This window comes from Vibrio sp. (assembly GCF_048266485.1).
Classification (GTDB): Bacteria; Pseudomonadota; Gammaproteobacteria; order Enterobacterales; family Vibrionaceae; genus Vibrio.
Window position 1 is genome coordinate 1 of sequence record NZ_JBLWZK010000013.1, and the last position, 25,977, is coordinate 25,977.

A 25,977-nucleotide genomic window follows, 5' to 3' on the forward strand; every position below is an offset into this window, starting at 1 on the left:
AACGGCACGACCACTGCATTAGTTTTTGGTACCGTGCACAAACAATCGGTTGATGTGTTTTTCCAAGAAGCCAAGCGCCGTAATCTACGGATGATCGCCGGTAAAGTATTAATGGATCGCAACGCACCAGACTACCTCACCGACACACCAGAATGCGGTTATCAAGATTCAAAAGAACTGATCGAAAAATGGCATGACAATGGCCGTTTATCTTATGCGGTAACACCACGCTTTGCACCGACCAGCTCGCCAGAACAACTCGATATGGTGGGTAAATTGTTGCAAGAATACCCTAGTGTTTACATGCACACGCACTTATCGGAAAACAAACAAGAAATCGAATGGGTGAAATCTTTATTTCCAGAGCGAGAAGGCTATTTGGATGTGTATGATCACCACGGATTATTGCACCCAAGATCGGTCTTTGCTCACGGAGTACATTTATCGGATTGCGAATGTCAGCGTTTGTCAGATACGGGTTCTGCGATTGCGTTTTGTCCAACCTCAAACTTATTTTTAGGCTCAGGTTTGTTTGATTTAAATCGCATTGAAGAGTTTGGAGTTCGAGTTGGAATGGGAACGGATGTGGGCGCCGGTACGTCATTTTCATTGATGCAAACCATGAGTGAAGCTTACAAAATTATGCAGCTACAACAAAAGAAACTGCACCCGGTTAAATCGCTCTATCAAGCCACACTCGGCGGCGCGAAAGCTTTATATCTCGATGATAAAATTGGTAGTTTAGAAGTTGGAAAAGAAGCGGATTTTGTAGTGCTAGAACCCAGTGCTACCACATTAATGAAGTTTCGCATACAGCAGGCCAAAACCTTGGAAGAGAAGCTATTCGTATTAATGAGCCTAGGTGATGACCGAACCGTACATGCGACGTATATTTATGGTGATTTAGCTTATAAGGCTTATACCCTTCGTACTTGAAGCTTCAGCTTTGTTGACAGCGTTCATTCACCCCTCTGTGTCTTTATGAAAGAAAGCCATAGGCGAGCTATGCTCATGGGGCCTCATTCACTTGTCGCCTCACTGTAACTTCAACTACTTTGGGTATAAACGTTCGTTTAATAGAAAACGTTTAAAAACGAAATACCATACCAACGTTAGACTGGAATTGGTTCATCCAGTCGGACTCAAATTTAATATAACAATTGCTTGAGTTTTGGTTTGCATAACAGGCACTTTGTGAGTCGTTATCGACGATTGTGCCTAACCAACGTATTTGTCCAGTTATCGCAATGTTGTCGGTAAATTTATACTCTAATCCAGTGTAAATACTGGCTGCAAAACCATACTTGTTATCTGCCCAATCCTCATCGGTATAAGAACCACCCAAACCTACCCCAACATAACCTAATGCATCATTATTGATTGGCATATTCAAGCGACTTTGTAGCATCAAATATTGGATTGAAGAGTCATGATCCAAAGAGTCCAACTCATTATCTTGATAGGAATAGAATAGTCCGATCTGGCCATTTTCAACCGGCACTTCAATGGATAAGCCGTAGCTCTCGCTTCCTTTTAGATCATATTCATTGCCATTGGAGTCTTTGACTTCGCCGCCTAGTGTATAGCCAACCATTGGCGTAATAATCATATCAGCATGAGCGGTTGTCGAGGTCATGGTCGCGGCTGCAACAATTAATAACCAGTTTCTATTTTTCATTGGAAAATCCTAATCACATTCCATTGTGTTTTATTCGCCTTACAACTTTAATTTGCTTTAAAAAAACGGTGAAGTAAAACTGTCAATGCTTTGGTAGCGATTAACTTCACAAGTTACCTATTAATAATAGGTAAAATAATGTTTGTCTTTTGTGATAAATAACGGTCATTTATATAATTTATTAATCTGACTTGATATGCTGATTTGATTTTTAAATACTGAACAAGGATAAGTCATGAGACTGAACTCGCTGCAAGTGTTGTTGTTCAATGTGTGTTGTGTGTCACTGGTATGGGCAGAAGATCTAGAACCATTAAGTCGAGTGTCGGAAAATCGTGTGCCGAGCGGATATGATTTGTGTTTATTAGATAAAATTAAACAGCAACAAGGCGATCAAACGGTTCAAAGCATCCGTGATGAATGCCAATTGGACGTGGTTTCTCAAACTGATTCGCCGGATAACAAACAAGAAAACTTAGCGGTTAATCGTTTCGAAACCGAGCGTAAAACTGCCTTTGAACCTTTTGTGATCACCGCTCACCGTTTGAATTACCTTTTACCTATGACTTACAGCGATAATATCAATGACAAGGCTTATGAAGGTACTGATTGGTCGGAAGGGCTTGAGCATGCAGAAGCGGAGTTCCAAATTAGTTTCAAAGTGCCTTTAAATTATTCGGACCTAATGTTTGAAGGCGATGGCTTATTCTTTGGCATGACATTGAAATCATTCTGGCAGGTTTATGCCGATGATATTTCTCGCCCATTTCGTGAAACCAATTACCGACCAGAGCTTTTTTATGTGACTCCAACCGCTTGGACACCATTTGGTAGCACCACTGCATTTGGCGTGGGTATAGAACATGAATCTAACGGACAAAGGCAGGATTTATCTCGTAGTTGGAATCGCATTTATACTCAATTTTATTTTGCTAAAGATAACTTCTTAATTGTGTTGCGACCTTGGTGGCGTATTCCTGAAAGTGAGAAAAGTGACCCTAATGATTCAAGTGGTGATGATAATCCCGATATTGAAGACTTCATGGGACATTTTGAATTAACTAGCGTGTATAAATGGAATGATTTAGAGTTTTCTTTCTTAGGTCGTGAGAACTTTTCGACCCATAAAGGCTATGCTGAATTAGGTTTAACCTTTCCTATTTGGGGTAAAGTTCGTGGCTATGCGAAATATTCTTCTGGCTATGGCAGTAGCTTAATTGACTACAACCAAAACCAACAAAGAGTAGGTTTAGGGATCGCCATTACAGGGATCTTATAAGTTTACTGCTGCAAAGAGGGGTCTCATTAGCGGGCTTATTATTAAATAGATAGGTAGCTATCTGTAACTCTGTTAAAATGAAGGAGTATTCTAGGGCTGTCAGATGTGCAGCCCTTCTTTGATTGAAATGACTATTTTACCTTAGGAACGATTTTGACTAATAACGACATTTTACGCCGTATCCGCTACGCTTTTGATTTTAAAGATGCTGAGATGATTGCCATTTACGCTGCTGCTGATCATGAAGTTTCACGTTCACAAATCAGTGCTTGGCTAAAGAAAGAAGAAGATGCGGATTTTGTAAAGTGCACCGATAAAGAGCTAGCAGTTTTCCTCAATGGTTTAATTAATACTAAACGCGGTAAGCGGGAAGGTGATCAGCCTCAACCGGAAAACCGTTTAACTAACAATATGATTTTCATGAAGTTGCGTATTGCATTGAATATGAAAGCAGAAGATATTTTAGAGACGCTGAAATTGGTCGATTTCAATTTAAGCAAGCACGAGCTAAGCGCATTTTTCCGCAAGCCGGACAACAAGCATTACCGTGAGTGTAAAGATCAAATTTTACGTAATTTCTTGTTTGGTGTGCAGCGTCAATTGCGCCCGGAACATACTGCTGAGTTTGAAGATTAAGAAGTATTGTATTTCCAGTACTTGGATCTAAATTTAAGGGCTGATAACCTGCATTTTTTCAGGTGACTTCAGCCCTTTGTCATTTCAGTCTCTCAATAGGCTTTTCTTATGTCTCAATATACTTACATCGATATCCCATTCAATTTCAGACATACCTGCTGGTTTTGTGGCGAGCCAGCTGCCAAGGCTTTTGATTTACCGAGAAATCCGAAAAATATTCACTTCTTAACCCATGGACCAATGAGCATCCCTGCTTGTGAGGAATGTGCAGCCATTCGAGTCGCCAGTGACGTATCTTCGATTTGGGCAGTGCGAGATCACGTAAAGCGTTCTTTAATGGATAAGTATTCAGATCACCTTGCTATCGGGCAAAATTGGACCGAACAAGAACTGCAAGAATCTGAATTCTCAGGCGCATTACTTGGTGGTTTTGGCGAAAGTGCTTGGAAGATGTATGAAATCGCCAGAGATCGCCTTTCTTATCAAGGTTGGACCGTCGCGATTGATAGTATTCCGGTAGAAGGTGAAGATGAAACCTACGGCTTTGAGTTCGATGGTGTACGTTATATGTCGCTTAATACTTGTATCGAACACCTGATCAAATCATTGCGCTTGGATAAAGAGTTATTACCAAGCTTAGTAGACCTGCTAGGGCCTGAAAAACTCGATTACGCGCTAAGAATTGCCAAACTTAATAAAGCGATTATTGGTTACCAACGAGACAAAATTCTCGATGAAGTTCGCCAACAGCTTGACGATCAACAAGAGATCGAAAGACAAGCCAGCTTCGCTGGGGACTACTCCCGAGTAGAAGCTGTTCACGTGGGAGATGGCATGGCAACAGTGGAATCCATTCAATGGGCACTTAAAAATCAGATCATGACATTACCGGTATTATGTCAGCAAGAAGACGCATTTTTTGACGATTTTTCTCACTTAGGTGGCCCACAATGTTACTTAAATTATTACGGTTTGCAGTTATATTTTGAAGCAAGACAAAATCCGCAATGGGTGCAAGATAATGATCCCAATGCCGAGTGGTTTCTGGAATAGAGGTTTTATAGAGAAGGGCAATTTACAACAAAATCAGCCTGAAATAATGGATGAAAAATTGTTTAGTATGCATTTTTGTTGATGATGTGTTACTAGATTGTATAAGATAGTGCATTATTCAAAAATAGATACATTTAAATGCACTCTTTCGTTCAGAAGCTTTCTTATCATAGTCAAAAAGTTTTTTCTCGATTATTACTACAACTTGGTATTAATCATGCTAGTACTCAGGCTATTTCAACTATTCCTCTTGCTGAGCGAATGAAAGTTGCACTAACCGCATTCATTGCTATTTTCATTGTGGTGTTGGTGAGTCAGCAAGTTCAAGGCCAAGATGCCATGTTGGTGTTACTCGGTTCAATGGGGGCTTCCTCTGTTATCTTATTTGCTCTTCCTAGTAGTCCGTTAGCTAAACCTTGGCCGTTTTTGGTGGGTCACTCCATATCGGCGATGATTGGTTTTGTTTTAACGTTTTTCATATCTGATTTAGCTTTGCTAGCTGCGTCAACTATTGCTTGTGTGTTAATGGTGATGTACATCTTTGAATGTATGCATCCTCCAGCAGCAGCCACCGCTTTAGTGCCCGTGCTTGCCGATCAATATATGGATGTCGAGATTAATATTTTCTATCCCATTCTGATTAATATCGCCGTGTTTTTCATCACCAGTCAGTTGCTTAATCGTTTGATTATGAAAAGGCGTTGGCTAGTACCTAAATCGCATTATGATCCGGTACATCTGCATAACGACCACACACCATTGAAACGCCTAGGGCTACAATCCGAAGATTTAATGCAAGCGATTAACAGTTTTGACAGTGTATTAGCGGTCAGCCAAGAAGAATTAGAATCGATTTACCAACAAGCACAGAAACTCGCTTATCAACGTCGTAGTGGTGAGATTTTAAGTCGAGATATTATGTCTGCTGATGTCATCACGGTAAAGGAAGATACATCACTTGGTTTGGCGTGGAAAATCTTACACAAGCATAAAATCAGTATGTTACCTGTGGTGAATGAGGAACGTGAATTGCTTGGTGTGATCTCTAGTGTCGACTTTTTGAAAAACTTATCCGTGCCAAGCTATGCAGGATTACTGAAACACTTGAACCGTATGCTGGTTAAACGTAAGCACCGAAAAGAAGTGAATAATAAAGTAAAGGATTTGATGGTAACGGATGTGATCGCCGTGAAAGATACCGACCATATTGTAGCGCTGGTGCCTTTGCTTTCTGATATCGGCTTGCACCATATTCCGGTATTGGATGCTGAACAGAAGCTATGTGGCATCATTACTCAGTCTGATTTGATTGGTGCGCTGTATTCAGTGAATCAGAAATCGTAATGTTATTAACAAACCTTTCTCGCGATAAGGTTTCAATTATCAAACTGAGTAAATCTACCCTCAAACTCTTTTATCTTCCGATAGCAAAGAGTGACCTAAAAAGGCTGGCAGTAAATAGAGTAGGGTGAGTCGAATAATATGATTCATCATTACAAAAGCCGGTTCTAATCCTAGAAGTATGGCGACTGCGGTCATCGACTCTAAGCTGCCCGGCACCCAAGATAGAGCCAGTACCGAAAAGGAAGTATTGAGCAGTTGGCTAAAGATAAATGCCATCACTAAAGTGACACCGCAACTGAGTAGCGTCACCATCACGCCCGAACGAACACTATCGATGGTTTCTTGCAGTGTAATTCCTTGCATTCTGAGTCCCACAAAGCCACCAATCAGAGTCATTGAAATCAGTAAGAAGAACTCCGGTACTTGGTAAGTGTATTGGGGGAATGCTGAATTTAATCCTGCGGTGAGCAGCATAGCAGTTAACATAAATGGCGCCGGTATGCCGATTTTATCGAGTAGTATTCCAGCGGTAAGCGCGGCAAGGCTAATTCCAAATAACAGCAGATAAGAAGCGCTGTGTAGTTGGGTGAGTAACTCTGTCGGAACCTCGGTTGACGCATGATTAAATATTGCAATAATACTGGCGAGAACCATTAAAAAGATCAATCGAATTGAGTGGGTGAAAATTACTCGATAAGATGGTTTTTCTTGCGCATCGGTCATCACAATTATTGCAGCCAGAGCACCGGGAACTGCGCCGAGAAAAGCTTCTGTACGACTCCAGTTACAACGTTTGGTTAGCCAGAAATAGCCAATAATAATCTGGCTAGTCATGCAACATAAAAGACCAATTAAGACGCCAATACTTAAACTTGAAAACCAATCATTGATATTGATGATTGCACCGACGCTGATGCCTAGCACAATTTGAATCACCGTGAGCATCTGTTTGGGAAATGAGAGTTTTGGATACACGCGACCGGCAATCAAAACCGCCAGCATTGCCCCGAGCATTTCGCCAATAGGAATGTGGGTTAAATAGCCAATTAACCCACCGAGTAGTGCAATAATAAAAGTCATCAAAGTTGGCATGTTGAATTCTGCATCGTAGTCAGTCACTTAGGCATAATATAAAGAAAATATACCTTCTGTGTCATATTATTTAGCTTTATCTACAGATTCAACACTGCTTATGTTAGGTACTTACCGTTATTTTTTCGACTGGCGATGTGCAAGATAAAATAAGGTTGGTACTAAATAAAAAGATAATAGGGTAGTGAGTACGGTTCCACCGGCTATTGCAATGGCAAATGGCGGCCAGAAACCGCCACCGGCGAGAATTAATGGAATGAAACCACCGACGGTAGTAATGGTGGTTGAGCTAATATGTCGACCACAAGATACAACACCGTGAACAATGGCAGGTTTATTAGCTTTGCAAGCTTCTTTATTTTGTTTTAACTCTGCTAGTATGACAATTGCAGCATTGACGGCTAACCCGACCACTCCGAGTAGACCAATAATTACGGTAAAGCCAAATGGATAGTTAAAAATATAAATAGAAAATAATCCTAATCCTGATGATAAAAACCCAACTAAGAAGATGATTGCACTGAGTTTAAAAGAATTAAATGAGATGACTACTACGACAAACATTAGGGTGAAAACCATTAATAAATTTGACATTAGTTTGGCCACGGAATCATCGCGCTCTGAAGACTCACCTCCAATTTCTACCCAATAGTTAGCTGGGAGGCTTTCAATGTATTTGTTCAGTTTTGGTGTGAATAAATCTAGTGCCGCTTGTGGGATCACGCCAGATTCAACATAGCCTTCAATCGTATTTAAGCGTAAGCCATTGAGGTGGGGGATTTCACCTGTCGTGGGTACTAAAGTAAATTCGGCTAATGACGACAAACTGATCCCTACATCATTATTTGGGTGTGGAAAATAGAGATTTTTTAGTTGAGACAAGTTCTCCCTTTCTGTGTCATTTACTCGTACTTTTATGGGTATTGATTCGGTACCATCGATATAAGAACCTTGCTTTATACCGGTTAAAGAAGCATTTAATAACTGAGCGATCCCTCTTAAAGTAAAGCCTTGAATATCTGCTTCATCTTTAATGGTTACTTTTATTTTTGGGGCACCGGTTAATAAGGTTTCTTTGGTGTGGGTGACAAATGGTGTTTGTGCCATTAGTCGTCGGATATTTTCTCCGTAGGTTTTAAGTTGGTCAAGATTGGGACCAAACACTCTGACTTCGATAGGGGCATTAAATGGAGGACCTTGCTCAAGTTTTCTCACTAGAATTTGTGCTTGTGGAAATGCTTTGTTTACTTGACTTTGAATGATCGGAATTAAGCGATTGGCAGATTGATAATCACTGACTTTCACCATCGCTTGGGCGAAATTAGGCGTGTTCATTTTACCGCTGAGCATATTGTAATAAAACGCCGGAAAGTTCTCTCCAATCATCCAATTTACTTGTTCAATTTCAGGGTTGATTTTTAGTAATTTGCTGACTTCTTTAGCAGTATCCTGAGTAGCGTAAATGGTGGATTGAGGTGGCATATAAACTTGAATTTCAAACATGTCTCTATCGGCTGGTGGAAAAAACTGCGTAGTGAGGTGCCCCATAAAATAGAAGCCTGAAAGCGGTAAAATAAGCATAATAATGATGGTTTTAAATGGTGAGGTTAATGACCTGTGAATCGATCGAGCAAACCAATGACTAAGAGAAGGTGTCGATATCCCTGTTTGATACCATTTAAATGCGATACTTTTCCCATCTACTTTCATTGTTTGAGGGAAAAATCGACCAGCCAAGCTCGCAATTATTGTATGGGCGATGATATAAGAGCTGATTAATGAAAATGAGACGGTCATGGCAATGGCACTCACAAATTCACCAGTGGCACCTGGCATTAAAAATATGGGGGCGAAAGCTAAAACAGTGGTTAATGTGGAGCCCAATAATGGAACCCAGAGTGCTTTAACCGCTCGATATGAAGCTTGTAATTGAGTTACCCCTTTTTGCCGTAAGCTCTGTATGGTATCGACCATTACAATAGTGTTATCAACCATGATCCCGAGCGCGACAATTAACCCTGTGACAGACATTTGATTAATCGGAATACCGGTGAAATTCATCATTGCCAGTGTTGAAAGCGTTGTGAGTGGTAACGATATTGCGACAATGACAGCACCTCGCCACCCTAAGGTAAAAAGGAGAACTAATAAAATCAGGCTAAGTCCTAACAGCATACTTTGTATCAGGTTAGATAATCTCGTTTCAGTGTAACCTTGTTGGCTGAACAACTGTGTTAGCTTGATATTACTCGGTAAGGATTGTTCAAACTGAGTGAGTTTCTCGTTGACGATATTAGTCCATAAATCCACTCGCCATTCTGGTAGCATGCGAATGGCGACGATAATACCTGGTTTACCATCGATTAATGCAATATTGGTGCTGGGATAACGAGCGTCATGCTTTATTGTTGCAATGTCACCTAAGCGAGTGATGTCACCATTTTTAGTGGTATTAATAGGGAGCCTTCTTAATGAATCCAGTGAGTCTGTTGCGGTATTTAATTCTAATGAAAAGCGGTGCTGTCTATTAAATATTTCACCGGCGGAATTTTTTGCATCACCACTTTGAATTTGATGACTTAAACTTAAGGCTGAGGCTTTCAACTGACTGATATTCGATGAATGAATATTGATGAGGATTTCTTCATCGGGATTGCCATATTCATCGACAAAATCAGTACCTGTTAGATTACGCATTTGCATTGCTAATTCTTTTGCGTAACGGTTAATCGTTAGTAAATTAGCGGGACTATCATGCTGCCATGTTAAGGCTGTGAGTATGGTGAATGCATAGGTGTGGTCACTACTGAATATAGGTTCATTCACACCTGAAGGCAGTTCTCTTGAGGCATCATCTAGTTTATCTCGAACTTTCGACCATATAGGTTCTGGATCCGTGACTTGGTCATGTAACTCAATCGTTAAACTTGAGACCCCATCTTTTGATACTGATGAGATTTCTTTTATTTCGCTGATCCCTTTTAATATGGTTTCGACTGGCTCGGTAACCAGCACTTCAACTCGTTGCGCCGTTGCTCCTGGGAATAGGATGTTAACGTTGGCAAAGCGATTGCTGATGATGGGATCTTCAATTCTAGGTAGTGAATATAAGGCGGCACTGCCTGATACAATCAGTATAGCAATGAGTAATATGAGAAGGCGAGAATTGGCTAATATGGCTTTCATTGTTGAGCCTCCAATGCACCTTGATTTGATGATACTGATGACAACACTGGCTCTTTAGTGGCAATAGAAATGTCTTGCCCAGGGACTATGCGGTGTAGTCCCTCAGTGACAAGTTTTTCATTATTATAAATTGCTCCACGAATATAGGCTTGATGGCTATTGGCGTAAATAATCTCAACGCTGCGTCGCTCTGTGGTTAAGTGATCTTTATTCGACACTATTACATATACGTTCCATGTCCCTCTGATGCCATTAGTCAATGCAGATAACGGTACCCAAAAGCCGCTGATGGGTTGTGATTCTTGAAAAATTAAGTAGCCAATTTGACCATTCATCCAATGTTGAGTTTCTGGCAACTCGAAGTGTAAGTTTACAGTTCTGGATTGTTTATTAACTTCGGCCTCGGGGTTAATTCGTTCAATTGAGTAATGTTGATCATTTATATCAACTTCAAATTGAGTCTGTTTAGCCAATGCTGAGCGGTATTTAGTGGGAATGCCAACATGCAATTCGGGTTTTTCATCGGAGAGTAAGGTGATAGTAGGTGAGCTAAGAGTGACAATATCACCTAATGAGATAAAACGGGAGCTAATCACACCAGAGTAGGGGGCGGTTAAAATCGATTTTTCTTGTTCTAATAAGTTTGCTTTGAGTCTTTCATTAAGTTCTAGGGCATTTGCTTTTAGGACATCAATTTGGCTTGTCAGATCATCAATATTTGCATCCGAGCTGAATCCTTTACTTTTTAAGTGGTTTTGACGCTGAAGTTTTTTGTTAGCCAAATCTAACTCAGCTTTGATTCTACTTTGCTGAGCCTGAATTTGCTTTTGTTGACTTTCTAACATATCGGTATCAAGTTTTATCAATACCTGTCCCTTTGACACCTTGTCACCGACTTGTACGTGAATGCTTGATATTTTTCCGCTACGTTCAAAGCCTAAATTTGCTTGTTGACTAGCAGAAACCAAGCCAAGAAAACGATTAGTAATGGAATAGCTGTTTTCTTGGTGTAAAATTGAGACAGCTACTGCCATTGGTTGATTATGCTTTGTAGTGTAAGAGTTAGCTTTAGAAGTAGTAGGCGGTTTAGGATCACTTTCGGTGCATGCAGAGAGTACTGAGACAGAAGCTGTCATCACGAATATTGTAGTACAAATTTTCATTGGATGCTTTCCTTAGCAAGTGTTTACCTGCCATTACTTGAGGTTGAATTTCCATGTTCTGAGTCTTAATAAAGTTCATCTCAAATAAAAATATAATCAAATGTTGACACTGTCAACATTGGTGAGGGTATTAATTAAACACGGTGAGCAAGAGCAATGAGTTAACGGCAGTTTTTTTGTAGAGTGATTATTGGGGATTTTTAGTAAGGAACGAACATTGCCAGAGTTTATTGAGAAGAAAAAAGGTTCGAAAAATACATCGAGTTATCATCATGATGATTTGCGTTCTAAGATTATTCTTACAGGTGTGAAAAAGTTAAAATCTGATGGAATTCAATCTATTACATTACGTGGTATTGCTGCGGAGTTAGGTGTATCTCGCACTGCACCATATCGGCACTTCAAAGACAAACATGCCTTGCTCTGCGCTATTGCTAGTGAGGGCTATATTCGCTTTACACAAAAGCTCAAACAAGCCAGTGATTTATATCCAGAGTCTCAACCTCAAGAAAAATTACAAGCGGTTGGCAAAGCTTATTACGAATTTGCAGCTCAATATCCGGAATATTATAAACTGATGTTTAGTTTATCGAACTTACAATATTCTTCGGATCCTGAGCTTGAGCAGAACTCACAAGAGTCTTTCCAATTTCTTTGTGATCTTTTGTTGCTATGTCAGAAAGAGGGAGTCGTCAAGCAAGAGGATGTGATGTTACAAGCACACTTTGTATGGGCATCTTTACATGGTTATTGCAGTTTAATTTTTGACCAAGAATGTAGACAAATTCAACCATTGATTGATGCACAATCTTATTTTTTAACGAAGATTATTACCGCCATAAAGTGAATGTTAGTCATGATTTTAAGTGGTAAATATAACGGTTAAGCTGAAGCCGCTCTTTTATGACTTTATTTCAGCCTTGGCTATTTAGGTTACCTAGATTACTGGTAAGGGTTCAATGCTAGTAAGTCTGAATATTTTAATACAATATCAAGACATTCAATGCTTTGTTGTGCATTGATTATTTTATTGTCTTCGCCATTTTTGACAAACAGCGGAGCCGGTAAACCAAGTTGTTTCGCCATGGCTTGATAATATTCTTCACGGCTAGGGTGCGAATAAGCTGCTAAGTGAAGTATTTTTTGAGATGGCCAGTGATTTATGATCGAATGAATTGCGGTGATTACATCTTCTTGATGGATCAAATTTACGGGCGTTAATCCACCTTCTAAAGGTTGACCTGTGGATTCATAGCGTTTGACAATATGCTTGGTTGGATGACGATCTGACCCAATTAAACCGGATAAACGCAGCACGACTAAGTTATCTTGCCACTCTTCCCTTAACCAATTTTCCAACCACACATGAGCATGACCAGATTTCGTATTCGGTGCGGTTGGTGTGTCTTCGGTGATCTCGCCTTGGCAATCGGCATAAACGCTTGTGGTACTGATAAACAATACCTTTTTAGCACCAGCTTGTTTGGCAATATGCGATAAGCTCTGTATTTTTAGTTTGAAATCTTCGGCACTATTAAGGTTGCGACCTGGTGGTATATTGATCACCAGTAGATCTGAGGCAAAAGTCTGCTGCAGAGCCGTTTGCTGTTGATTGTCTAGCTGGTTTTCATCCACAGGTAAAACCAAAGGCAAACCTTGAATGCCAAAGGTTGCTAATGCTTGAGCGTCGATATGAGATTGCTTGGTGCCATAGACATTATAACCTTGCTGGACCAGAGATTTTGCCAGTGCGAGTCCAAGCCAGCCGCAGCCACAGATGGTGATTTGTTGTTTATCCATGTCGTTTTTCATCCAAATTGAAGTTTATACCCTTCGTACTCGAAGCTGCAGCTTTGTTAACGGCGTTCATTCGCCCTAATCACATAGACGAGCTATGCTCATAGGGCCTCATTCACTTGTCGCCTCACTGCAACTTCAATTACTTTGGGTATAGACCCTATATTAGTAGGTCACTATGTCTCAAACCATTAATGATTTTACCGTAAAAACTTTGATTGATAGTGAATTGATCGAGCAGCAAATGCAATGCAAAGAATGGCTTTACGATTTTAACCATTCACGCCCAAGAGAGCAGGATCTAAGAAAAGAATTGCTGGGCAAAATGCCGACTCAAGAAGATATTGATGCTTTAATCGAAAAGTATCAACTTGAAGGTTGGGATTAATCTGTTGTCAGAATCAAAGAACGCTCAAACATTAATGCTTATTCGAGGTTTGCCGGGTTCGGGGAAGTCCACATTAGCGAAGCAATTATCTCAAGAGCAAGGCTCTGTGCATTTAGAAACAGATATGTACTTTGTTGAGGCGGATGGCGAATATCGTTTTAACCCGTTAAAGCTCGAACAAGCGCATCAATGGTGTCAGCAACAAACCGCACACTATTTAAAACAAGGACAATCAGTGATTGTGTCGAATACCTTTGTTCGTCACTGGGAAATGAAAGCCTATAAAGAGATTGCTAAGCATTGTCAGGTTGAACTAGTGATCCATGTATGCAAAGAAAACTATGGCAGTATTCATGATATAGAGATGACTACCATCGCCAAAATGAAAGCTAAGTGGCAGCCGTAGTAATAGTTATTAGTGTATATCCAAAGTAATTGAGACGAGTGAAGGCTGTCAACAAAGCTGTAGTTTCAAGTACGCAGAATATAAGAATTCAGTCAAGGAGCAGATAAAGAATGCATCCAACCATTAAGCAAATTGAAGGATTTTCCAATGACAGTCATCAAGTTGTTCGAACCATGTTACAACAAGTGCTGCATGATCAGAAACAAGCTTTTAATCAGCATGGGCAAGAAAGTTACGAAGAGCGTAAAGCCTATTTAGAAAACTTAAAACGTCTATTAATGGAAAATCGTCAGGCCATTTCTGATGCGATTAATAAAGACTATGGCAATCGATCTCACCATGAAACCTTATTTGCTGAAGTGATCACGGTTGCTGATGATATTTCATCGACCATTCAACATCTTAAAAAATGGATGAAGGTTCAAAAGCGTAAAGTGGATCATACGGTATATTTTGGAGCGAAAAATAGAGTGATTCCACAAGCTGTTGGGGTCGTGGGTTTTATCGTGCCTTGGAACTTTCCGATTAATTTAAGCTTTGCTGGCTTATCTGCTGCTTTTGCTGCGGGCAACCGTGCCATGGTTAAAATGTCGGAAAACTCGATGCATTTAACTGAGCTATTGAAAGAGTTAACGCCAAAATACTTTAAACCAGAAAAACTCCAGTTCTTCACTGAAACGGGTGTAGTCGGGATTGAGTTTTCGAAACTTCCTTTTGATCATTTGATGTTTACGGGATCAGGTGCAACAGGGCGTAAAGTGATGGCCGCCTGTGCTGAAAATCTTACCCCAGTCACGCTTGAATTAGGCGGAAAATCACCAGCGGTTATCGATCCTAATTATTCGATGAAAAAAGCCGTAGAACGCATTATGTTCGTTAAACAATTCAATGCCGGACAAATCTGTACCAATGTTGACTATGTTTTTGTGCATCAAAGCCAACGCGAAGACTTTATCAAGACGGCACAAAAATGGGTGAAGAAACATTGCCCAGATATTCAGCATAAAGACTTCACATCAATCATTGATGATACTGCTTTCCAACGTTTAGTTGATACGGTGGAAGAGGCTAAAGCCAAAGGATCAATCGTCATCAACTTAAGCGAACAGGATGCGGATGCCACGACTCGTAAATTTCCTTTGATGCTTATCTTAGATGCCTGTGATGATACAAGCATTGCACAAAGAGAAACTTTTGGTCCCATCTTGATGGTGAAAACTTACCAGCAACCGGAAGATGTAATTGATTACATTGTTCAACGTGATCGCCCGTTAGCTTTCTATCCATTTAGTAATGATAAGGTGCTGGTGGATCGTTATATAAAATCGGTGTTGTCTGGAGGGGTGAGTGTGAATGATGCGCTGTTCCATGTTGCTCAGCATAATTTACCGTTTGGTGGTATTGGTGGCAGCGGGATGGGGCATTATCACGGTTACGAAGGTTTTTTAACTTTTTCCAAAATGCGTCCAGTGTTCTATCAAGCCAATTTCTCTTTTATGAAGTTGATGGCGCCGCCTTACGGGAAGTTTGCCACTCGCGTGATGGATTTTATCGTCAAAAGAAAGTAATACCAATCAAATTAATCAGCGAGCCAGCAATTGCGTAAAAAAAGCTTTGAGAACAAGGTATAAATATTCAATAAGCACTCTACAATCAAAATTTATAACGAAGTTATCGGAGTTTTAGCAAGCAAGAATGATCAGATAATGAGTGCAATTGGTCTATTAATATTCAGTTGAATCGTAGCTATTGTCTGGAGAGGTTATTTTTCAGAAGAACCTTCATCAAGATAATGCTTCAATATTTCTTCATAGCTTTCGACGCTTTGCGCACCAGTTAAGCCTTTTTGATTGTTAAACACAATCGTTGGCACACCAGAAATATCCATTTCACGCCATTGGTCTTCAATTACATCTAGCTTATCGTGTTCAGCATTATCATGTAGGTAGGCGATCATTTCATTGACTTCTAAGCCCACTTTTTCACCGATACTCAATAATATGTCAGTATCAGAAATGTTTTTTCCATCAGTAAAGTAAGCGGTGAAAAGGGCGATTTTAAGCTGAGTTTGTAATCCTACGGAATGGGCGTAGTCTAATAGAATATGACACTTGCGAGTATTGTAGATTCGGGTTTCGTCGGTAAAGTTAAACTCGAAGCCGACAGATTGTCCAAACTCGATTAAACGTTGTCGGTTTTGTTCACTTTCTTCGGCTGAAGCGCCATATTTTCTCGCAATGTGTTCACGTAAATTTTCGCCTTCTGGCGGCATATCTGGATTTAACTCAAACGGATACCATTCAATATCGATACGATCTTGCCAGTTGTTTTTAACTACGGCATCTTTAAGGTGTTTAACCCCAATGACGCACCATGGGCAAACTACGTCGGAAATAATATCTATTTTGAGTTTTGAATTAGACATACCACTACCTTGTCGGAAATTTTAAAATTCGATTCATTATGAAAGATCCAATGCTACAGTCAAGTTGTAAGTGAGCGGATAAGGTGGCAAGTAAAATGCAAGGAATCGCATGAAAACACAAATAATCAGCGAAAATACTATCATGGTCTATTTTACTAGCACCATAGATGTTGAAACCTCAGAGAAAGTGACTCAAGCCCTCTATACTTTACAAGGCTCTCTGGGCGATTTTATTCTTGATGCAATTTCTTCTTACCATTCGATTCTTATTACCATCGATATTCTGCAAACGAATATGAGTGATTTTCAGCAGCAAGTTGAAGCGTTACTTAATCAGCCCCTTTTCACTTCTAGATCGTTACAGCATTTAGAGATCGAATTACCCGTTTATTATGGGGAAGAAGTAGCGTTAGATGCGACTGAAATTTGTAAACATAGCGGTTTGTCATGGACAGAAGTAATCGAAGTACATAGTCAGACAAACTACCGCGTTTATGCGATTGGATTTGCACCAGGCTTCGCTTATTTAGGCAATTTAGATAGTCGCTTGCAAATACCGAGAAAAAGCACGCCACGGGCCAAAGTACCCAAAGGTAGTGTCGCGATAGCTGAACAGCAAACTGCCGTCTATCCTAAAGTTTCACCTGGTGGTTGGCACATTATTGGCCGTACGCCAATCTCGCTGGTGGATTTTGAGCGAGATAATTTGTCGCTGTTTTATATTGGTGCGCAGATTCGCTTTAAAGCTATTTCACGTCAGAAGTTTCTCGATATGGGCGGAGATCTTGATGAAGATCTGGGTCTAGCTGGGCAGCTTGATTCAAGTCGATTGTCTGATAACGATAAGAGAATGAAATCATGACATTAAAAGTACTCAATGCTGGCCCATTAAGTTTGCTGCAAGATACTGGACGAATGGGGTTTCAAGGAATAGGCGTGGCAGTTGGTGGGCCGATGGATGAACATGCTTTTCATTGGGCAAATCACCTGCTTGGTAATGATGTGAATGCCGTACAAATTGAAATTACGTTAGGTCTGTTTCAATGTGAGTTTAGTCAGCCGACACAAATAGCGCTGACTGGTGCGAATATGTTTGCTGAGCTAGATGGCGAGCAAATTCAACCTTGGGCCAGTTACCACGTAAAAACAGGCTCTATTTTGAAATGTAAAACGGTCCGACAAGGCATGCGCGCGTATTTAGCCATTCAACATGGTTTTGAAGTCAATCAAGTATTAAACAGTTGTTCTACTGTAATGCGTGATGAAATTGGTGGTTTACATGGCAGAGGCGAGCCGTTAACTAAAGGTGATGAAGTTTCTTATCGTGCGGCTGAGCATGATCTATTGCGTCAAGTTCCAACAGAGTTTATTCCGCAGTATCCAGAATTAACTGCGACAACGACCCCTTGCATACTAGATATGATTGCCACTTATCAATATGAACAGTTTTCTAAAGCCGCGCGACAGCAGTTTTTTAATAGCACTTATACTGTCAGCCCTAACAGTGATCGTATGGGATATCGATTATCCGGTGATAGTGTTGAATATTGCGGTGAAAATTTAATTTCCGAAGGTATTACATTTGGTGCGATCCAAATTCCGAGCGACGGTCAACCAATCGTGTTAATGGCCGATCACCAAACTATAGGCGGTTATCCTAAAATCGGCTGCCTAACAAGAATAAGCATCAGTAAACTTGCCCAATGCTCACCGGGTACAAAGGTTCAGTTTCAGTTAGTTGGACGAGAGCAAGCAGAACAGCAATATCGAGAAATGTTGAGATTTTTTCTCAGGGGGGAGGTAAAAACTTCATCATTGACTCATCTTTAGCTTCAAAGCAGTTTGGTGTAATCAATGCCATTTCTAACAAGCCTAAGCGAGAACAGTCATCTACTTATCATGTTGAGAATATTGGAATTATTTTTTATTCGTGTACAACTAAACATAAAGTGATGACAAATCATTTCCTCTCTTTAATGAGATTGGTATTAAAAAAGCTCACACTTAATCCTAGAATAAGTTTGTTACTGGCTTAATCGTAAGATGAGAATACCGACAACGGCCGCTGTGATACCGATAACTTCTTGACGGGTGAAAGGCTCTTTCAATATTAAGCGAGTGTATAGCAAAATAATTAAAATATTCATTGCTGAAATTGCCGATACCAAACCCGTTGTGCCCAAAGAGAAAGCACTTAATATCGCGACCATCCCGGCCATATTGGTTAGGCCGACTGCCATACCACACCCAAATGTTTTAAGTTCTGACCAAGAGCTTTCTTTGTTGTTCGTTCTAAAAATCGATCGACTTTTAAGCCAACTCATAGCAAATAGCAGGCTACCGAAACCAAACATTAAGGTTAGCGTAGCAAATATGTCAGCATCTAATCGAGTCGATTGTTTTCCTAACATGTCATTAAATGAAAAGCATAAGGCAGCAAGTAGCCCCCATTGCGCTCCTTGTAAGTTAGATAAGGAAATATCATTCGAATACCGGATAATATAAAGTCCAGAAAATATCACTGCAAAACCTATCATTTGTACAGTGGTTAAGGTTTCGTTCCACAATAAGAAAGCAAATAGGACGACAAATAAAGGTGGGAGCCCAGAAAGTACGCTGATCAATGAAGCTTTCCCCACCGAAAACCCTTTATGCAGAGCCGCGTTTGCCATAAAAGACCCAAAACCAAGGGCTAAACCAACACCAACCTCTGCCCATGATTGCCATTGTTCTTCGAGCATATACATGGCGATGCCACTAATGATAAATCCGACAAAAAATACTCCAAACAGCATCAAATCACGATGCAAATTTTGGCGTGATGTCCATTGGTACATGATACCTCTAGCTCCAAAAAAAGTGGCGGCGAGTAAGGCATAAACTATCCACATAATTGATTCTCTTTAAAAGTTTGGTTGGACGTCATGGTGATATATTTGTCAGTGTAATTGGGTTTTTGTTCTAAAAATCATTACCTTACGCTAAGGGCATCGATTGCTTACTTCTATCTTTAATAAGTATGAGATAAGCGTAAGTGCTCAAGCATTTATTGATTTTATAGGTCTTTATCATAAACAGTTATACCTCGTCATAAAAGATCGATAAACATTTAGATGTACTATAGATTCAATTGGTTATGTTTTTTTTGAGGATCAAACAACTCTGCCAAATCCGTACTGGTGAGTACACACAAAAAGCTGCGTTTAATAACGCAGCATAATAATGTATATAAATTCTATATGATTATCTCTTTCTTTTTTTTATGAGCCCTTCTAATTCTGACTCTCTTTTTTGTCTTCTTTTCTCTTTTAAAGTTAACGTTGGTTTTTTCTTTTCATTTCTAGACATGACATCACCTATTGATTAAATAAAAATTAACATTCAAGATTAAATTTAAGCTTCAATAGAAAATTACCTCCATAAAAAGTTAACAATAACGATACTTGTTAAGAAACGATACTACTTATAGACTTTTCAGGTTTTACACAAATTATCTCATATCTTCTTGTTTTTCCTAATATATACAAATTAAAAGTATCATTAACCTCTAATCCTAATATAGACGAACCAAGTGGGGAATAGATGGAAATCAATCCATCATTAGGGTTGTTCCTTTTATTACATACTAGTATCATGTGAAATTTTCTATTTCGGCTTACATCGAATAAATAAACGCGATCACCAATTTTTATTTTATTTTTTAAAAAACCTCCTTTCGATAATAACTCAAGCTTATCTAAAATTTTAAGTAAAGTAGCAGGGGATTGAATGCTAAAAAAAACACTAGTAAGTAATTTGTATTCAAGGTAATAAGATAAATTATTAAAAATTTTCATTTCCTCCCAACTGAAAAAGAGATTAGTTTTAAATTGCATTTTGTTTAAATTTCACTTGGTTAAAACGCCATATAAAATTTCTTAACTAATTTAAATACGCAAGAAAACTAACAGTATATTATGTTGGTAAGATTGTTTTCGTTTTACTTTTATATCAATAAGTTACATTTTAAGTTATTTACAATAAAGCAAATGGTTAGTTTTAATTTTATTTAAATAATAGGTTAGTAACTAATTTGAAATGATTATATCAAGATAAAAAAAAGCTTCAAATCGAAAAAATTAAAATAAATCAATTATTGGATGGAAATAATAAAAAAACCATTTTTTTGATATAAAAGAGTAAGCTTGTTTTTTTTAAGAATCTTTTATCCAAAAAACCATGAAATACAGGATAAAAAACCACTTGGATTTAATATACTTCAAGATGTTGATCTTTAAGCATTGCGTTTTGAATGCGTTTTGAATGCGTTTTGAATGCGTTTTGAATGCGTTTTGAATGCGTAGTGAGGCGTTATGTGCTCATATTTTTGAATCACTATTAACCGTTGCAATCGGCAATCTTACTGAAAACTTATTCGCCAACGAGTACATTTCTGGCAGCATTCGGTAGATTAAATGCAGCTGTTGTAAGATCAAACGTATAGTTTCTTCATCGCCTTCCCGCCATTCACTTAATTTCTTATCTAATTCGCTATTAAATGAATCTAAAGTAATTTCGCCATTGTGGTAGTAAAGCTGCTGTTCCAGTTGTTCTAGGCTTTCGTGTATCCCTTTGTGAGCCTCTAAAATGAGAAGGTGGGTTTCTGGATTGTCGATGCGTTTACGATGTGCACCGAGTGCTGAAATATAACTTAGCATCGCGTGATTAAGAGTTAAGAAACGGAAACTCTCATCAATGGATTTTTTGTACTTATCTGGCTCTGCCAACATGTTACTGATGGTTGTGCTAAGAGAGGAGTCCATGGTGTGAGCATTACGTCGAGCAAGGCGATAGTTGACGTCATCGCGTTTACCAATTCGATATTGAGCAATAATCTGTCCAAGATAATCTTTATTGGATTGTATTGCTTCCGACATTACTCTATGCAATTTCTTAGCTTCCCAATCAGGCAGAATATAGCGTACCGCAAACACCGCTAAACCACAGCCAATTAACGTGTCCGCAAGGCGAGGCAAGATCACTGCATAACCTTCACCTAATTGGTTAAAACAAAATACTACCAATAAGGTAATGAAAGCCGTTGCTGAACCATAGTTATTCATTCTAAAAGCGAAGAATAAGGTGCCGGATAACACTAAAAAGACTAACTGACTCCCTTGTGAAGGGAATAAGGTTAATAGTGGTATACCAACGAGTAGGCCCACAATGGTGCCAATCACTCGAGCTGTGAGCTTTTGTCTGGTAGCGCTAAAGTTAGGTTGGCATACAAACAGGCTGGTTAGCATAATCCAGTAGCCTCGTTCTAGTCCTAATCCTTGAATTACCCCGTAACCTACGGTGAGTACAATCGACATACGTAAAGCATGGCGGAATAACATTGAGTCTTTATTTAAGTTGTTGCGAATACGTTGCCACATGACTTTTGGCGTATGAGCGGTTGTATCGTGCAATGAATAGTCGTTGGCTTCATCGCTGGTATTTTCTGGCGTGAACTTAGATGCATCAGGGTTGCTGACGTTTGATAGCTGCTTTTCTACAGTCACCATATTATTAAATAGGTAGAACAGTTGGCTTAATGGATATTTCCACTCAGGTCGGTTTTGAGCTTTTAGGTACTGCATTGATAACTGCAATTCATCCAGTGCCCAAATTGAATCGCCATCATATTTATAAGCTTTTCCTGCTTCCAATGCTTCAGAGATCTCACGACAGGCTTTCGCTTGAGTTTGCATTAAGTGTTTGAAGCGAAACAACACATCACTACGTGAGAAATGCTCGGCTAAATCTTGATAACGGTAATGGGTAGAACTGATTCGTTCGTGAATATCTTGCGCTAAAAAGTACAGTTGTAAATAACGGTCACTTGGGCCATCAACATGTCCACGTTTAGAGCGAGTGAGTAGGGTGCTTTTAGCTTGGTTTAAGGCATTAACCGTTGCGGAATTAAGTTTACTTTCTAAGATACGGTAAGGCTGCGGAGTTAAACCAGATACAGGGTGAAATAACGAGCTTTTCGTTTCAAGGTAGTTGGCCAGTTCTTCAAATACATTGGCTAAGCCTTGTTGTACTGGCTGCATTGGCCAGAATATTTGCCACAACATGGAAAGTAGGTAATACCAAGCGGCTCCAATTAACAAGAGAACAGGTTGATAGGTGATATTGTCGTATAAGTGATAACCCAGCATGGTGTAGATCGCGATCAGCAATGAACCAAAGGCAATGCTGGCATAACGTGGGCCAATCGCACCGAGCATAATAAAGCCAAAGGTACTGGTGAATAGACCAATGGCGAATAATGGCGGATAAGGAAACAGAATTTCTATTGAAAATGAAGCAATCGCAAAGCAGATGAAAGTTAAGATTAGCGCCCGAATTCGTCCCATGAAGTTATCATCGGTTTCGGCTAGTGCAGCGGCGATAATACCTAATATCAGGGGCGTAATTTCAGTAGAGTAGTCGTAATACCAACAAGGCAGTACGACACCTAAAAGTGAGATAAGGATTCGAATGCAGTAGTTAACGATTTTATCCGACCAATAATGTCGAAGTTGTGGCATCGAATTTGTCATAAAGCGCGATATTGTCCTAGGTGATGTTACAAGTAACTTGAGTATAGAGGCCTTTCGTTGTGCAAACTATATTCTGTTGTAATAACAGCAAAAAAATTTGTTCTGTTTGATTGTAAGCAAGTTTTGCGCCAGTCTGCCTGATTTTTATCCGTTTTAGAATAAGTTTAAAAAAGTGATGACTCAAGCCCTCTTCCTTTCACACTAAAACCCGTTAGAATATTGGGTTATATCCAAATAACTTCAAGGTGCAGAATTGACTTGGGTATATATTCTTATTCAAAACTTTACTGATCGCATAAGGACAGTTCATGCAATTAAGCGCTAGCCGTTTTGCTCAATTTTTTATTCAAGATGAATACCAACAAGTTGAAGTGAAAGATCAGTGTATTACCTTATCTTCGCCAACTGATGAGTTGCAAATCCCATTTGCAGCGTGGAATGGTGAAGTGACAGTAGAGCGAGGCTTAATCTGGGGCAATTTATATTTTCATGCCCATGAAGAAGAGGAAGGTGAACAGGTTCAATGGCTCGCTCAGGGGCTACCTTGGCTGGATTGCCAGCAATTTGCTCAATTAGTAATAGGGGAATATCGTCGTTGGCAGTTGAACCAAAGTGAATCATTAGCCGAGTTATTACCAAACTGGCTAGAGCAGTTAAAAGAATTGGTCAATCAACCGGGATATTTAACCCACTCATCGCTTGAGTTCTGGATGAAAGGCATTTCTGATGATCTGGCGAAAAAAGAATTATCTTTGCCTGAAGTGATTCATATTTTCCCAAGTCATAATGAATGGGAAGGTGACGATCAATTCCAGCACCACACTCCCTCTTTAATGAGCGGTTTGAAACGTTGGCTGACTCACCCGAAAGCCTCATTAGAACAGCGCAATCAAACCTGGCTGGCTAATCAAGAAATCGAATGGAAACCTTACTTCCAAGAATGTGAACGTTCACCACTTAATCCTTCTCAGCAACGCGCAGTATTATTAAATGATGATCATACTCTGATTTTAGCCGGCGCAGGCTCAGGAAAAACCAGTGTTTTAATGGCGAAAGTCGGCTACTTATTACAAAGTGGCCAGGCAAAACCAGAAGAAATGTTATTGGTGGCATTTGGTCGAGATGCGGCCAAAGAAATGCAACAGCGTATTAAAGAAAAGTTTGCCGAACAAGGCGCTCAGATCAAAGTCCAAACCTTCCATCAATTAGGTTTAGATATTATTAAATCGGTTGAAGGTAATCAGGTTGAAATCTCACCGCTTGCCACTACGCCAGCCCAAAAGACCGCTTGGTTCTCTCAGTGGTTAAAAACACATTGGATGACGGAAACCAACTTTAAGCGTTGGCAGAAGCACTTAGCCGAATGGCCGATTGCCTTTTTGAAAGGGGATGTAGAACTCGGCTCGCATGTTGAAAACCCCAAATTATTGGCGTGGTTAGAGCAGCAAGTCGATCAACTTTCCATGCTGCAATTACCGAAAAAACAGTTGCAAGAGCGTTTAATTGAGTTAGAGAATTACCCTCAGCTAAACAGCGAATTAATGCTGGCTTGGCCGTGTTATCAAGCGTGGCAAAAAATGCTGAAAGAAGAGAATCAAATCGACTTCAACAGCATGATTTCTAAAGCCACTCAATATGCGCGCAATGGTAAATTTAAATCGCAATGGCGCTTTATGATGGTCGATGAATACCAAGATATCTCACCGAGTCGTTTAGATTTATTAACTAATATTTGCCATGGTAGTGTTCATAAAACCCAACTAGGGAAAATCACGATTCAGCAACCGTGTTCATTGTTTGCAGTCGGTGATGATTGGCAGGCGATTTATCGTTTCGCAGGGGCGGATGTCAACTTAACCACTGGCTTTAAGAAGCGTTTCCCTAATGCGCAGATCCATTATCTAGATACGACTTATCGCTTTAATAACCAAATTGGTGAAGTGGCGAATCGCTTTATTCAAGCCAACCCTTATCAATTAGAAAAGACCTTGAATAGTCACAAGCAGCAAAAACAAAAAGCAGTGACGATTGCGCCAATGCATACGCTGGAAGCAATTTTAAGTGACTTAAATAACCAAGTGAAATCTCGCAAGAAAGTGTTGGTACTAGGTCGTAATCATTACCATGAGCCGAGCGATTTAAAGACACTACAAAAACTCAACCTACATTTAGATATTGAATTTAAAACCTGTCACGCCAGTAAAGGGCAAGAAGCCGATTATGTGGTGATTGTTTCGGTCGATGAAGGGCAGTTCCCAGCGGTTGAACGTCAGCAGCATTTGCATGATGCGCTGTTATCTACCGGTGATGTGTTCCCGAATGCAGAAGAACGTCGCTTGTTCTATGTGGCAATGACCCGAGCCAAAGAAAAGGTATGGATCTTACACAATGCGAACCCATCAACCTTCATCAAAGAGTTAAGAGCAAACCGTTATCCGGTGGTGGTGAAAAAGCGATAAAGCACACCGTTAAGTCGAATAGAAAGAAAGCCGATAAATGTCAGTTTATCGGCTTTTTTGTTTGGTCAGCTGTCTTTTCTTAAATGTTTATGCCTTAAAGTACTTCTGCGTAATCAACCCCATCCCGGCTTCCCCTTATATCAACTACCGCTGCCAAGTAGCTTCATCTATCAAGGGAAAGAGCTGTTCTTTGTCGCCGCTACTTTCATTTTTATCTCAATAAATCAGCCCGCGGTGAGTGTTTTTGAAACCGTCATTCCAGCCGAGCCTAAGCGCGAGCAGGAATCAAGCGATAAAGCACACCGTTAAGTCGAATAGAAAGAAAGCCGATAAATGTTAGTTTATCGGCTTTCTTTGTTTGGTCTGCTGTCTTTTTTAAAATGTTTATTGCCTCAAAGGAGTTTGACGCAATCAACCCCATCCCCGCTTCCCCTTATATCAACTTCTGCTTCCAATCGGCTTCATCTACCAAGGGGAAGAGCTGTTCTTTGTCGCCGCTACT

General features: G+C 39.8%; 21 protein-coding genes. 12 read left to right on the forward strand and 9 right to left on the reverse strand.

Features of this window, described 5'->3' with window-relative positions; translation table 11 throughout:
* The coding region (gene guaD / locus ACN0T8_RS13295; protein ID WP_417881107.1) for a guanine deaminase at positions 1-936 on the forward strand (936 nt) is incomplete at its 5' end.
* A 151-nt stretch (positions 937-1,087) separates the two neighbouring features.
* On the opposite strand, the gene ACN0T8_RS13300 is transcribed toward guaD, so the two are convergent.
* On the reverse strand, positions 1,088-1,678 hold the full coding sequence (locus ACN0T8_RS13300; protein WP_417881108.1) for an outer membrane beta-barrel protein: 591 nt from the start codon (positions 1,676-1,678) through the stop codon (positions 1,088-1,090).
* Between the two features lie 235 nt (positions 1,679-1,913).
* Here ACN0T8_RS13300 and ACN0T8_RS13305 point away from each other — a divergent pair, with 235 nt between their 5' ends.
* The 4 genes from ACN0T8_RS13305 to ACN0T8_RS13320 all read left to right on the forward strand — a co-directional run bounded on the left by ACN0T8_RS13305 (position 1,914) and on the right by ACN0T8_RS13320 (position 5,990).
* The gene (locus tag ACN0T8_RS13305) at positions 1,914-2,957 is read left to right on the forward strand and encodes a phospholipase A (protein ID WP_417881109.1); all 1,044 of its coding nucleotides are present in this window, start codon (positions 1,914-1,916) and stop codon (positions 2,955-2,957) included.
* Positions 2,958-3,110: 153 nt separating this feature from the next.
* Positions 3,111-3,593 (forward strand): DUF1456 family protein, encoded by a 483-nt coding sequence (locus ACN0T8_RS13310; RefSeq protein ID WP_417881110.1) that lies wholly within the window; start codon positions 3,111-3,113, stop codon positions 3,591-3,593.
* A 108-nt stretch (positions 3,594-3,701) separates the two neighbouring features.
* Positions 3,702-4,646: a hypothetical protein gene (locus ACN0T8_RS13315; RefSeq protein ID WP_417881111.1), complete on the forward strand. Its 945-nt coding sequence runs from the start codon at positions 3,702-3,704 to the stop codon at positions 4,644-4,646.
* 138 nt (positions 4,647-4,784) lie between these two features.
* A complete protein-coding gene (locus ACN0T8_RS13320) occupies positions 4,785-5,990 on the forward strand; it encodes an HPP family protein (RefSeq protein WP_417881112.1) in 1,206 nt (401 codons plus the stop codon).
* Between the two features lie 60 nt (positions 5,991-6,050).
* Here the strand turns inward: ACN0T8_RS13320 and ACN0T8_RS13325 are convergent, their stop codons facing one another.
* The 3 genes from ACN0T8_RS13325 to ACN0T8_RS13335 all read right to left on the reverse strand — a co-directional run bounded on the left by ACN0T8_RS13325 (position 6,051) and on the right by ACN0T8_RS13335 (position 11,431).
* The gene (locus ACN0T8_RS13325) at positions 6,051-7,082 is read right to left on the reverse strand and encodes an AbrB family transcriptional regulator (protein WP_417881114.1); all 1,032 of its coding nucleotides are present in this window, start codon (positions 7,080-7,082) and stop codon (positions 6,051-6,053) included.
* A gap of 117 nt (positions 7,083-7,199) precedes the next feature.
* The gene (locus tag ACN0T8_RS13330) at positions 7,200-10,268 is read right to left on the reverse strand and encodes an efflux RND transporter permease subunit (RefSeq protein ID WP_417881115.1); all 3,069 of its coding nucleotides are present in this window, start codon (positions 10,266-10,268) and stop codon (positions 7,200-7,202) included.
* Positions 10,265-11,431: an efflux RND transporter periplasmic adaptor subunit gene (locus ACN0T8_RS13335; RefSeq protein ID WP_417881116.1), complete on the reverse strand. Its 1,167-nt coding sequence runs from the start codon at positions 11,429-11,431 to the stop codon at positions 10,265-10,267. Before ACN0T8_RS13335 ends, ACN0T8_RS13330 begins: the two co-directional genes overlap by 4 nt.
* A gap of 217 nt (positions 11,432-11,648) precedes the next feature.
* On the opposite strand from ACN0T8_RS13335, the gene ACN0T8_RS13340 reads away from it, so the two are divergent.
* On the forward strand, positions 11,649-12,278 hold the full coding sequence (locus tag ACN0T8_RS13340) for a TetR/AcrR family transcriptional regulator (protein ID WP_417881117.1): 630 nt from the start codon (positions 11,649-11,651) through the stop codon (positions 12,276-12,278).
* 95 nt (positions 12,279-12,373) lie between these two features.
* Here ACN0T8_RS13340 and ACN0T8_RS13345 read toward each other — a convergent pair whose 3' ends face one another.
* Entirely contained in the window at positions 12,374-13,231 is an 858-nt protein-coding gene (locus ACN0T8_RS13345) for an NAD-dependent epimerase/dehydratase family protein (protein WP_417881118.1), read from the reverse strand.
* Positions 13,232-13,406: 175 nt separating this feature from the next.
* On the opposite strand from ACN0T8_RS13345, the gene ACN0T8_RS13350 reads away from it, so the two are divergent.
* The 3 genes from ACN0T8_RS13350 to ACN0T8_RS13360 all read left to right on the forward strand — a co-directional run bounded on the left by ACN0T8_RS13350 (position 13,407) and on the right by ACN0T8_RS13360 (position 15,590).
* Complete coding sequence (locus tag ACN0T8_RS13350) at positions 13,407-13,616, forward strand: maltose acetyltransferase domain-containing protein (RefSeq protein WP_417881119.1); 210 nt, start codon at positions 13,407-13,409, stop codon at positions 13,614-13,616.
* Between the two features lie 4 nt (positions 13,617-13,620).
* Positions 13,621-14,022 carry an ATP-binding protein gene (locus tag ACN0T8_RS13355; RefSeq protein ID WP_417881120.1) on the forward strand — a complete coding sequence of 134 codons (402 nt, stop codon included), beginning with the start codon at positions 13,621-13,623 and terminating at the stop codon, positions 14,020-14,022.
* A 110-nt stretch (positions 14,023-14,132) separates the two neighbouring features.
* Positions 14,133-15,590 carry a coniferyl aldehyde dehydrogenase gene (locus ACN0T8_RS13360; protein ID WP_417881121.1) on the forward strand — a complete coding sequence of 486 codons (1,458 nt, stop codon included), beginning with the start codon at positions 14,133-14,135 and terminating at the stop codon, positions 15,588-15,590.
* Positions 15,591-15,784: 194 nt separating this feature from the next.
* On the opposite strand, the gene ACN0T8_RS13365 is transcribed toward ACN0T8_RS13360, so the two are convergent.
* Positions 15,785-16,447 carry a DsbA family oxidoreductase gene (locus ACN0T8_RS13365; RefSeq protein ID WP_417881122.1) on the reverse strand — a complete coding sequence of 221 codons (663 nt, stop codon included), beginning with the start codon at positions 16,445-16,447 and terminating at the stop codon, positions 15,785-15,787.
* A gap of 109 nt (positions 16,448-16,556) precedes the next feature.
* Here ACN0T8_RS13365 and pxpB point away from each other — a divergent pair, with 109 nt between their 5' ends.
* Positions 16,557-17,309, forward strand: coding sequence for a 5-oxoprolinase subunit PxpB (pxpB, locus tag ACN0T8_RS13370; RefSeq protein WP_417881123.1), 753 nt, complete (start codon positions 16,557-16,559; stop codon positions 17,307-17,309).
* Positions 17,306-18,277, forward strand: a complete 972-nt coding sequence (locus ACN0T8_RS13375) for a biotin-dependent carboxyltransferase family protein (RefSeq protein WP_417881124.1) — start codon at positions 17,306-17,308, stop codon at positions 18,275-18,277. Before pxpB ends, ACN0T8_RS13375 begins: the two co-directional genes overlap by 4 nt.
* Before the next feature lie 194 nt (positions 18,278-18,471).
* On the opposite strand, the gene ACN0T8_RS13380 is transcribed toward ACN0T8_RS13375, so the two are convergent.
* The 3 genes from ACN0T8_RS13380 to yccS form a co-directional block, all read right to left on the reverse strand.
* The gene (locus ACN0T8_RS13380) at positions 18,472-19,338 is read right to left on the reverse strand and encodes a DMT family transporter (RefSeq protein ID WP_417881125.1); all 867 of its coding nucleotides are present in this window, start codon (positions 19,336-19,338) and stop codon (positions 18,472-18,474) included.
* A 555-nt stretch (positions 19,339-19,893) separates the two neighbouring features.
* Positions 19,894-20,283: a GreA/GreB family elongation factor gene (locus tag ACN0T8_RS13385; protein WP_417881126.1), complete on the reverse strand. Its 390-nt coding sequence runs from the start codon at positions 20,281-20,283 to the stop codon at positions 19,894-19,896.
* A gap of 522 nt (positions 20,284-20,805) precedes the next feature.
* Positions 20,806-23,016 (reverse strand): YccS family putative transporter, encoded by a 2,211-nt coding sequence (gene yccS / locus ACN0T8_RS13390; protein ID WP_417881127.1) that lies wholly within the window; start codon positions 23,014-23,016, stop codon positions 20,806-20,808.
* A 308-nt stretch (positions 23,017-23,324) separates the two neighbouring features.
* Here yccS and helD point away from each other — a divergent pair, with 308 nt between their 5' ends.
* Complete coding sequence (gene helD / locus ACN0T8_RS13395; protein WP_417881128.1) at positions 23,325-25,475, forward strand: DNA helicase IV; 2,151 nt, start codon at positions 23,325-23,327, stop codon at positions 25,473-25,475.
* Positions 25,476-25,977 lie beyond the last annotated feature (502 nt).